At 45.8% G+C, this 10591-nt stretch carries 9 protein-coding genes and 1 rRNA gene; 9 read left to right on the top strand and 1 reads right to left on the bottom strand.

The window, feature by feature from the left end:
* The first annotated feature begins 156 nt into the window (after window positions 1-156).
* From ACFQ3W_RS20400 to ACFQ3W_RS20410, 3 genes are all read left to right on the top strand, one after another.
* Window positions 157-1710: an acyl-CoA synthetase gene (locus ACFQ3W_RS20400; protein WP_379321092.1), complete on the top strand. Its 1554-nt coding sequence runs from the start codon at window positions 157-159 to the stop codon at window positions 1708-1710.
* A 147-nt stretch (window positions 1711-1857) separates the two neighbouring features.
* Window positions 1858-2511 carry a lysoplasmalogenase gene (locus tag ACFQ3W_RS20405; RefSeq protein WP_379321078.1) on the top strand — a complete coding sequence of 218 codons (654 nt, stop codon included), beginning with the start codon at window positions 1858-1860 and terminating at the stop codon, window positions 2509-2511.
* A gap of 83 nt (window positions 2512-2594) precedes the next feature.
* Complete coding sequence (locus ACFQ3W_RS20410) at window positions 2595-2861, top strand: hypothetical protein (protein WP_379321079.1); 267 nt, start codon at window positions 2595-2597, stop codon at window positions 2859-2861.
* 140 nt (window positions 2862-3001) lie between these two features.
* Here the strand turns inward: ACFQ3W_RS20410 and ACFQ3W_RS20415 are convergent, their stop codons facing one another.
* Entirely contained in the window at window positions 3002-4204 is a 1203-nt protein-coding gene (locus ACFQ3W_RS20415) for an acyltransferase family protein (protein ID WP_379321080.1), read from the bottom strand.
* 445 nt (window positions 4205-4649) lie between these two features.
* On the opposite strand from ACFQ3W_RS20415, the gene ACFQ3W_RS20420 reads away from it, so the two are divergent.
* The 6 genes from ACFQ3W_RS20420 to ACFQ3W_RS20445 all read left to right on the top strand — a co-directional run.
* The gene (locus ACFQ3W_RS20420; RefSeq protein ID WP_379321081.1) at window positions 4650-5984 is read left to right on the top strand and encodes an ABC transporter substrate-binding protein; all 1335 of its coding nucleotides are present in this window, start codon (window positions 4650-4652) and stop codon (window positions 5982-5984) included.
* Between the two features lie 131 nt (window positions 5985-6115).
* Window positions 6116-7009: a carbohydrate ABC transporter permease gene (locus ACFQ3W_RS20425; protein WP_379321093.1), complete on the top strand. Its 894-nt coding sequence runs from the start codon at window positions 6116-6118 to the stop codon at window positions 7007-7009.
* A gap of 1 nt (window position 7010) precedes the next feature.
* Window positions 7011-7898, top strand: a complete 888-nt coding sequence (locus tag ACFQ3W_RS20430; RefSeq protein WP_379321082.1) for a carbohydrate ABC transporter permease — start codon at window positions 7011-7013, stop codon at window positions 7896-7898.
* Window positions 7899-7911: 13 nt separating this feature from the next.
* A complete protein-coding gene (locus tag ACFQ3W_RS20435; protein WP_379321083.1) occupies window positions 7912-8991 on the top strand; it encodes a Gfo/Idh/MocA family protein in 1080 nt (359 codons plus the stop codon).
* Complete coding sequence (locus ACFQ3W_RS20440) at window positions 8988-9827, top strand: Gfo/Idh/MocA family oxidoreductase (RefSeq protein WP_379321084.1); 840 nt, start codon at window positions 8988-8990, stop codon at window positions 9825-9827. Before ACFQ3W_RS20435 ends, ACFQ3W_RS20440 begins: the two co-directional genes overlap by 4 nt.
* Before the next feature lie 637 nt (window positions 9828-10464).
* Window positions 10465-10591: ribosomal RNA gene (locus ACFQ3W_RS20445) — 16S ribosomal RNA — on the top strand; the annotation flags it as partial.

Genomic DNA, 10591 nt, shown 5'->3' on the forward strand with positions numbered 1-10591 from the left:
TGATTGTTACATATTTGTACTTAATGTTTTAGAACCTGGTACTATAACGTGGTATAATGAATGAATTAATGGACTTGCAATAAATTTTAAAGGAGATAGATCAAGTTGAACTATCAGCAATGGACGGCTCCAGAACACTACAACCTTACCGAGGAAATGGAGCATCATAACCCGAATAAGACAGCTTTGAAATGGTTAAGCGAGCATGGCGATTATGAGGAAATAACATACGGCGAGCTTCTGGCAAAGGCTAATCGACTAGCCAACGGTATGTCCAAGCTCGGTTTTAATAAAGGGGACCGTGTACTAGTGATGATGCCACGGCGTATCATGGCCTACGCGATATATTTGGCTTGCTTGAAGCAAGGCATTACCATTATTCCGTCATCAGAAATGTTGCGCGCCAAGGATTTAGAATATCGGCTTCGCCATTCCGGTGCCCGTGCTGTTATTGCTTGGTACGAGGTTACAGCGGAAGTGGATAAAATCGGCGAGGATTTGCCTGCTTTGAATTTCCGGTTCGCGGTATCCGGCGGCAAGGAAGGGACACCTGCGGGTTGGCTTGAGCTGGAAAGTTTGATGGAAGGTCAACCAGACACATTCCAGACGGTAACGACGCATCGTGATGATATGGCTATCTTAGCCTATACCTCCGGAACGACTGGCAATCCAAAAGGGGTCGTCCATAGTCATGGATGGGGCTATGCGCATCTTCGTATCGCCACACCATGGCTGGACATTCGCGATACGGACATGGTGTGGGCAACTGCCGCACCAGGCTGGCAAAAATGGATCTGGAGTCCGTTCCTTTCCGTACTGGGAAATGGTTCAACAGGTTTCGTTTATCACGGCACATTCCATCCGGACGTTTATTTGAAACTGATTGAAGAGTATAAAATAGAGGTTATGTGCTGCACACCAACTGAATACCGTATCATGTCCAAGACAGAAGGGCTTGAGAAGTATAATTTATCCAGTTTACGGAGCGCCGCTTCTGCAGGGGAACCGCTAAATCAGGAAGTCATCAACAAGTTCCAACGTGTGTTTGATATTACGATTCGCGACGGTTACGGGCAAACGGAGAGCACCCTTTTGATCGGTAATCTAAAGGATACTCCGGTACGTCTCGGATCGATGGGCAAAGCGATTTCTCCAGGGGTTGCCGAAGTCATTGACGAGGATGGCAACCCGGTACCTCCAGGACAGGTCGGCGATATTGCGGTTCATCTGGATATGCCGGCGTTGTTTAAAGCTTATTACATGGATCCGGGCAGAAAAGAAATGAATGTCCATGGTCAGTATTTCAGAACCGGTGACCGTGCCAGCAAGGACGAAGACGGTTACTTCTGGTTTGAGGGCCGCGGTGATGACATTATCATCAGTTCGGGATATACGATTGGTCCTTTTGAAGTTGAAGAAGCACTTATGAAGCATGATGCTGTCAAGGAGTGCGCGGCAGTCGCTAGTCCAGATGAGCTACGCGGTCATATCGTTAAAGCATTTGTTGTTCTAAAAGAAGGCATAACCGGCTCACTGGAGCTGGTGAAGGAACTGCAAGCCCATGTCAAAACCTGGACAGCCCCTTACAAATATCCGCGTAAAATTGAATTTATTTCTGACCTTCCGAAGACGAATACGGGTAAAATCCGCAGAGTTGAGCTGCGGGAACGCGAAGAGCGGGCGGCACGAGGGTTAGAAAGCGAAGTTTGATTTTTTAAATCATAGAAGCAAGGAGGACCCTGAGTAATCGGGGTTCTCTTTTGTTTTTTCAAAAGAAAAGGATATATGGGATAAAGGAGCTTAAGTGCAAATACGTTAAGAGAAAGGACAAAACAGGGCATAATAAGGGGGATTGCAATGTTGAAAAAATGGATAGTTGCTGCCATGATCCTATCAGGTTTGGGCTACCTGCTTGTTTATGAAAGCGATTTCTCAATCTTGAAATGGATACTGAAGCCAGGCACGGTCTTATTCATTATTTGCTATGCCGCATTGTCGGATAAGGCCAGTCGTTCGTATCGGAATTTGATCGTTGCTGGATTATTGGCATCTGCAGCCGGAGACTGCTTTTTGTTGATGCCAGGAAACCAGTGGTTCTTGTGGGGGTTAGGCAGTTTTCTGATTGCTCATTTGCTGTATATATCGGCATTTTTATCGCGCCAAAGGTTTGCCTTCTATCACTGTTTTTATATGATCCCTCTTGTTATTTACGAATACTGGCTTTTAGAACGGCTTGGAGAGGGACTTCGTCTCCAACACAACGAACAGCTATGGGTGCCAATCGTAGTTTATGTGCTAGTTATTTCTGTCATGCTTTGGACAGCAATTGTTAGCAGAAACTGGTTAGCTTCTATAGGAGCATTTAGTTTTGTCTTTTCGGATTCCTTACTTGCCTGGAATATGGTTATAGAGCCCGTGTCATGGGCCGGCTTAGGTGTAATGATTTCATACTATCTCGCTCAATTTCTAATCGCTGCAAGTATTCGGAGCCATCAAGGTGGCTGGAAATAACTCGTTAGTATACGAATTGAGCTTTTTTCACAAAATCAGAGTGGACTACAGTATATCACCATCATTGCTGAAGGAGGATATATATGGCAAATCCGTTTTCCAGTATGCAATCGCAAAATCCGATTTCGCTGGCACAGCAGTCGGTCAAGAAAGCGCATCGTGCAGTAACACAGGCACAGTCTCATCCCACGGAAACAACGGTGAGTAATGCCAGGAATGCGATTGAAAAGGCTCAGCACGCTGTTTCTCAAGCCGAAGGACGGATGAACACAGAACCGATTGAAATTGCGAAAGAGGACTTACAGGAGGATCAGGCCAATTTGCTTGAGGCGGAGGAAGGGTTGAAATAGCTCTCGTATAAATTGGTTACTCAGTTCGTGAAAAAGGTTGCCTCATGAAGCGGGGCAACCTTTTCTCCGTTGTTCACCTTAGTGATTTTTTCTAGATACCTCGACGAGCGTCTCGGTTGCAATCACATTGGCTGGTGCAGTTATCCGCTGATTCCATTGCTTTTCGAACGCGTTGCACCCCCTTTTTTCTGTTTCCTGACCCATTCGAATAACTGCCTACTGCCCGCAGAAAGCAACTGCAGGGTCTTGGCATCGACATACTTGTAAAAGAGATGTGATAAACCGAGGATTACAGGGAGTGTAACGGCAAAAGAGACCACAACGTTCATCCCGTAAGGAATAAAATTTTTCCACTGATCAAATAAGTAACTCGATAGCGTACAAATCACCGTAAAATGAACGAGGTAAAGCGAGAAGGAAATTTTCCCTAGGTAGGCAATCCATTTGCTCCCGAACGTATTCTGTAGTGTGTGATTGGTTAGCAGTGCAGCTATGATCAGAAAGGCTCCTAATACATGGTAAAATACGAAGAACGAAAATCCATCCATTTTCCACACGAGCGCGCTATATATCGTTCCTGCCGGATCCACATATGGGAACGATCCAAAGTAAAAGCCAAACAGCATGAGGATTGTCGTAACCCATGGACGTTGCAGGAAGGACAGCCGGTTTATCCCCTCGCTATTTTTCAAATCGCTAAGGAGAACGCCTAACATAAAGCCAAGATAATAAGAGTCGAGAAACCACCAGATGAATAGGGCATAGAGCGGGAATCTCATACGATATCTGCCGACGAGTAATATGAATGCAAAAATGAGAAATGAGCCTAGCAATTCGTAGGTCATGGTCCAAAGCACCGGGTTGTACTGCATACCATAGGTGAAGAAAGTATGGAACCACGTTTCCGTCAGCATCGTGCCGAAACGAGGGGACGCCTCAAACGGATCCGGCATAGAGGACATTGTTACATTACGAATATTATCGTAGTAGCCGAATCCGACCCGCATGGCTATATAAGCGATGACGACAGAACAGAATGCGGGAATCGCCAGTCGTAGATATCTACGAAGCGCGGACGAGTACACGATCTCATTTTCTTTGGTCTGAAAAAAGCGGTGACTGAGGACGTAGCCACTCAAAACAAAGAAAAGGCAGACTGAAAAATTACCGTTAAACAACAGGTTGATAGGGGTTTGAGATGCGAAGCGCTCAAAGGCATAATGCGATATTTGTTGGTTTCCTTCGAAAACAGACGGAAAGAATATTTGAAAAAAATGGGTAACAACGACGACACCGGCCGCAACTCCTCGTAAGCCATCCAAATAGTCAACCTTCGCTGTCATAGCATTCTTTTCAACGCTTTTACAAACGAATGGCGGTATAAATATTTATCAAGCATGGCATGGCCTCCTTCATAGATTTACAACCTTATAGAACTGATATGATCTCAAAGGAGAAAATATCCGCATATAGTAATAAATATAAATATATAATTCACCATAAAAGCAGAATGGCAAGGATGAGAATTTTTTCGAATGAATAGAAAGTTCGCTCGAGATATACATATGGATTGTAAAGGGAGAGTAAACCACCCACACGGGAGCTATGCGATCAGCCTGTTTAGTGATGCCCACTTTGCAGTCTAAAATGGAGAAATATTCCACTTTAAAATTGAACCTTGGTGGAGGTGAGGCCGTCAAAACATGGTTAGAAAAGCTTAAGGGGTTTTGCTTGTCTAAGAGGGTTATGGTGTGTGCGTTTTACCAAATACGGTGGGGAGGCAAGTAAATGAAAAGAAAATCATTCGTATGGATTCTTATTCTAACTGCGTTGTTTTCCATCATGGCCGGTTGTGCAGGGGGCGGATCCGATAAAAAAGAAAGCCAGCCAACTGCCGGCAAGAATGCAGAGACGAAGGAAAAGACCTCCACCGAAGGAGAAACAGAGAAAATCAAGCTGAGCTTCTGGTACGGCTGGACGGGTCCCGAAGCCGAGGCCTTGGAGAAACTGATTGCCAAGTGGAATGAAGCCAATCCCAATATTCAGGTGAAAGGGCTCTCACAAAGCGATTATCAGAAGCAGCTGACGGCTATCACTGGTGGGAATCCACCTGACATCGCCTCACAGTTCGGGCAAAATGTTGTGCCTTGGGGCGCGAAGGGGGCCATGATGCCTCTGGATGATTATATTGCTAAGGACGGCGTCGATTTAAAAGATTTTGTGCCATCCGCACTTAAAACCTCACAATATGAGGGTAAAACTTACGCGATTCCGATCGCCATGCATGTGTTGATGCTGTTTTACAACAAAGACCTATTGGCCGAGGCCGGTTTTGACGGCCCTCCGAAGACGATAGTTGAGCTGAAGAATTATATTCAAAAGCTTAGCGTTGTTCAAAAGGATGGTCGCCTCGAACGGCTCGGGTTATGGCCAGGAATGGACACTTATACGTTCACCTATGCTTATGGCGGGAAGTTCTATGATGAGGCCAGCAAAACCGTAACTCCTGACGATCCTGGGGTTAAGGCTGCTATTTCTCTATCCAAGGGCATTTGGGATCAATACGGTTCTGAAAATCTTGACCGTTTCTCTGCTGGACTTGGGAAGTACATGTCAGCACAAAACCCATTCTTCAGCGGTAAGTACGCTATGTCGATTGACGGAGAATGGCTTCCAACGTTTATTAAGCAGTTTGCCCCGAAGCTCAACTACGGCATTGCACCGATTCCATACGATGAAAATCATCCCGATTTGAAAAATCCGGGCAGCGTATCAACCAGCGTTTTCTATATTCCTAAAGGGGCTAAACATCCCGATGCTTCCTGGGCGTTCTTAAAATGGATGACGGAGCCGGAGCAAATGGCGGAATTCACGGCGGCTATCGGAAATCTGCCAACCCGCACCTCTGCGTTTGGTAATCCGATATACGATAACGTTCAAGGCTTTAAGGATTTTTTAGAATATTCCAAAAGTCCAAATCTACAATCCTTCCCAGCGACAACATTTGCTAACGAGTATATGACTGAATTGTCCCAACAGTATGATGCCATTTTGCGGGGGAAAGTCTCGCTGGACGAAGGGCTCAAAAAGGTGAAGGACCAAATTCAACCTTTAGTGAAGTAGCTCAATGAAGGTACAGAGCTATTCCCGTCTTGCAAAGCGGGTGGGAATAGCTTTTTTCAAAACGTGGAAAATGGGGTGAGGCGATGAATTTAGATAGGGCGGTATCGCATAAACGTATATCCAGGCGGGAGATGCAAACCTTCTGGAAGGGTCTGGCCTTTGCTTCCCCGTGGTTGATCGGCTTTCTTGCCTTTACGGTTTATCCGTTTTTCGGCTCGCTCTATTTCAGCTTAACGGAATACGATTTGTTCAACCCTCCGAGGTGGATCGGACTCGCTAATTATAAAGAGATTCTTCAGGATGAAAGCTTCTACAAATCGCTACGTAATACTTTTTACATGGCCGGTATAGCCGTACCGATTACCCTTGTTAGCTCCCTACTGATTGCTCTGCTGCTGAATTTTAAAGTCAAAGGGATTTCGGTGTATCGCACGATTTATTACTTGCCGGCAGTCATTCCGATCGTTGCTAGTGCCATTTTGTGGACCTGGCTTTTAAATCCCGATTACGGTCTCATTAACATCTTTCTCCGTTCTATCGGTTTGACGGACCCGGCGTGGTTGTTAGATCCGGCTTATACGAAGCCTTCCCTCATATTGATGAGCCTCTGGGGCTCGGGGGCCAGCGCGTTGATTTTCCTGGCTGCCCTTCAAGGCGTTCCTCAGCAGTATTACGAGGCGGCGCATATTGACGGAGCGAACGTTTGGTACCGATTTTGGAAAATAACGCTTCCGGCGTTATCCCCTGTTATCCTGTTCCAATTGATCATGGGGCTGATCGGCGCGTTTCAGATTTTTACGGAATCGTACATTTTAGCTGGCGGGAGGGTCGATGGAGGAGGTTCGCTCGGCGGGCCTGATCAATCCTTGCTTTTCTACGCTGTAAACCTTTATCAGGAAGCCTTCGTCTTTTTGAAAATGGGATATGCATCGGCGCTCGCCTGGATTTTGTTTATCATTGTTCTCATCATTACGGCGGTGCTGCTCAAGACATCGGGACGCTGGGTTTATTACGGGGGTGAGTGAGATGGCCGAACACACTTTGGAGCCGGTATCGGGACCTGGGCGGACCGGGCGAAGACACAGCTTAAAATATCGCTTAAGTAAAACGGTTGTTCCGCATGCTGTCCTTGTTCTGTTTTCTTTACTTTTTCTTTTTCCGTTCGTTTGGCTTCTCCTGACCTCATTGAAAACACCGGAGGAAATTTTCGAGCTTCCACCATCTATTTTTCCAGCTACCCCTCAGTGGGTGAATTACAAAAATGCTGTCGAGACAATACCGTTCTTCGATTACATGCTAAATACACTAATTATTTGTTTAGTAAACATAGTTGGTCAGCTCTTTTCTGCACCACTAGTTGCCTATTCCATCTCCAAAATCCCGTGGAAGGGACGAAACGTGATCTTCACGATCGTCGTGGCCACGATGATTTTACCGGCGCAGGTGCAAATGATTCCGCAGTATATCATTTTTTCGAATCTCGGCTGGGTGAACACGATATTGCCGCTGACGATCGGTGCGTTTTTTGGAGCGCCATTCTTTATCTTTTTATTGCGCCAGTTTATTTTAGGCGTTCCGAACGAACTACTCGAAGCGGCCAAAATCGACGGTGCCTCGGAAGTCCGCATTTATGCGCAAATTATGATGCCTTTATTAAAGCCACCGCTCGCGACGGTTGTACTTTTTTCGTTCGTTTGGGCATACACCGATTTTATGGGACCGCTCATTTACTTAAACGATGCGTCCAAGTGGACGATCACGGTCGGATTGCAGGGTTTCCTGCAGGACCATGGGGCCCAATGGGAAATGTTGATGGCGGCTGCCGCGATTATGACAGTACCAATGATCGTGTTGTATTTTTTCGGACAAAAATATTTCATGAAATCCGGCTCGGCCTTAACCGGATTCAAGTAACGGGAGGATAAACATGACAAAGACGAAAGTTGCCATTATCGGCTGCGGTACAATTGCAAATAATGCACATATTCCCGCTTATATCGCTAACCCGGACGCAGAAATCAAGTATTTTTGCGATATAGTGATAGAAAGGGCAGAGAAGGCAGTAAAACAATATAGCTGCGGCGTTGCAGTCCAAGACTATCAAACGATTCTGGAAGACCCCGAAGTCGATGCCGTATCCATCTGTACGCCAAATGATGTGCATGCTTCCATTGCTATCGCTTGTTTGCGGGCGGGAAAACATGTGCTCTGCGAGAAACCGGCTGCTAGAACGTATACGGAAGCGCTCGAAATGCAAAAGGCGCAGCATGAAACAGGGAAAATTCTTAACATCGGCGTAGTCAACCGCTTTAACACTGGGGTTAATATCATTAAAAAAATGATTGAAGACGGTGAATTGGGAGAGCTGTACCACGTGTATGTGAGCTTCCGAGCGCATCGTTCAATACCGGGACTGGGCGGTGCGTTTACGACTAAAGCGATTGCCGGCGGAGGAGCATTGATTGATTGGGGCGTTCATTTTTTAGATATCGTGATGTATTGCTCCGGGGATCCGCAGCCGATAACGGTTACCGGACAGACCTACTGCAAGCTTGGCAAAGATCTGAAGAATTATACCTACATGGATATGTGGGCCGGGCCTCCAAATTACGAGGGTTCATATGACGTGGACGACTTTGTAACAGGGATGATCCGGACGGAAGGGCCGTCCATTACACTAAACGGTGCCTGGGCGCAAAATATCGGAGTAGGCGAAATGTATATTGATTTTTTAGGCGATACGGCCGGTATTCGGTTGCAATATGGCAGCGATTTTACATTATATACGGCAAAACATGGTGCCTTGCTCGAAATGACACCGAAGTTTAAGGCTACGGATCAATTTCAAAATGAAATTGACGCTTTTCTGCGAAGTGTAAAAACCGGAGAGAAATTGCCGTCGCATATTGATACAGTTATTCTGTCATCGAAAATCATTCAGGCCATCTACGACTCTTCCGAAGCTGGATCGGAAATTAGCTTCATTAGTGAGGGGGCGAACGTGTGAAAAAAATAGGGTTTATCGACTACTATCTGGATGAATGGCACGCCAACCAATACCCGGCATGGATTCGGGATGCGAGTGATGGCAATATGATAGTGGCTTATGCCTATGGATTAAAGGATGCGGAAAATGGAATAAGCAATGCGGAATGGTGTGAAAAATATGGAGTAGAGCTGCTATCATCCATTGAAGAGGTAGTGGAAAAGAGTGATTACTTGATCGTTTTGTCCCCCGATCATCCTGAATATCATCTTCAGCTCGCTGAACTGGCGCTGGGGTCGGGCAAACCGACCTATATCGATAAAACATTTGCCCCGGATCGGACGTCGGCACTCCAATTGTTCGCTTGGGCTGAAGAGGCTGGAACCCCGATATTTTCCTCCTCGGCACTTCGCTACGCGACGGAGTATTCGGAACTTGAAAAAACGGACATCGAATATATAAGCTCTTTTGGCCCCGGTACATTTGAAAATTACTCGATTCATCAAATCGAGCCGATCGTCGCTCTGATAGGAACGGATGCAACTCGGGTCATGTATGTTGGTACGCCGGAAACACCAGCCGTGCTTATTGGCTTTGCGGATGGCAGAGAGGCATTGGTGCAAAATATCGGGTCCGGTTGTCCCTTTCAGGCAGCAGTAAAGTACCGACCGGGTGAAAGTAAGGTGGTTCAGCCTGCGTCGAATTTCTTTCAGTTATTTATTACAGACCTAGTACGGTTTTTTGAGACTGGGAAGCCATACGTACCGAAAGCCGAAACCGTTACTATCATAACGATTATTGAGTTCGGGGTGAAGGCGGCAGACCGGCCCTTTGAGTGGATCGAACTGCCCCGGTAACCTATATGAAGAGGGTGTAAGCCTTTGTGCTTCGCCCTTTCTGTATGTTCTTTGGTCAAAATGATATGGATATATTTTCTGGTAGAACTGATGTCGGCTCCTGTGTTATGATCTGAGTCCGGTCGTTTTTCGTAACCAAATGCGAAGGACTGGAAGAAATTATCACTTGAAACAAGAAACAAAACCTGATATTCTATAAATCCGGCCCTGAATCAAAGGGACCGAGGAGGTAAGTGGTTAAAATTACTTCTTGCAATAAACATCAGTTATATGATATATTCTAATTCCTGCTGATTTTTATCAGGGGAGCGACAAGATAAATGGTAAGAAATACAACTTGCTATGAAGCTTGCAAAATGATATGATATAACTCCTGCTGTTGAAGCAGGGCTAAGAAGTTGATCTTTGAAAACTGAACAACGAGTGAGTTTTAAATAGATTTGAACGGGATGATAAGTTTCGAATTGATTTACTTCGATTAGAAACTACATCTTTGTCAGTACGAAATGAGCTAATCGCTCTAAAATAAATGGATTTTAAGGTTGGATATTTTCTCGGAGCAATTCGAGATGCGTCCACTCGAAAAATCCTTGGATGGAACACCTCGTACCTCCGGGTACAAGGACTCCTTCCATCTTTATTGGAGAGTTTGATCCTGGCTCAGGACGAACGCTGGCGGCGTGCCTAATACATGCAAGTCGAGCGGAGCTGATAGAGTGCTTGCACTCTAGATGCTTAGCGGCGGACGGGTGAGTAACACGTAG

Source organism: Paenibacillus puldeungensis, from assembly GCF_042678945.1.
Taxonomy (GTDB): domain Bacteria; phylum Bacillota; class Bacilli; order Paenibacillales; family Paenibacillaceae; genus Fontibacillus; species Fontibacillus puldeungensis.

Coding starts and splice junctions, on each gene's coding strand:
- ACFQ3W_RS20400 (WP_379321092.1), top strand. CDS start 157: ATGGAGCATCATAACCCGAATAAGACAGCTTTGAAATGGTTAAGCGAG.
- ACFQ3W_RS20405 (WP_379321078.1), top strand. CDS start 1,858: ATGTTGAAAAAATGGATAGTTGCTGCCATGATCCTATCAGGTTTGGGC.
- ACFQ3W_RS20410 (WP_379321079.1), top strand. CDS start 2,595: ATGGCAAATCCGTTTTCCAGTATGCAATCGCAAAATCCGATTTCGCTG.
- ACFQ3W_RS20415 (WP_379321080.1), bottom strand. CDS start 4,204: ATGACAGCGAAGGTTGACTATTTGGATGGCTTACGAGGAGTTGCGGCC.
- ACFQ3W_RS20420 (WP_379321081.1), top strand. CDS start 4,650: ATGAAAAGAAAATCATTCGTATGGATTCTTATTCTAACTGCGTTGTTT.
- ACFQ3W_RS20425 (WP_379321093.1), top strand. CDS start 6,116: ATGCAAACCTTCTGGAAGGGTCTGGCCTTTGCTTCCCCGTGGTTGATC.
- ACFQ3W_RS20430 (WP_379321082.1), top strand. CDS start 7,011: ATGGCCGAACACACTTTGGAGCCGGTATCGGGACCTGGGCGGACCGGG.
- ACFQ3W_RS20435 (WP_379321083.1), top strand. CDS start 7,912: ATGACAAAGACGAAAGTTGCCATTATCGGCTGCGGTACAATTGCAAAT.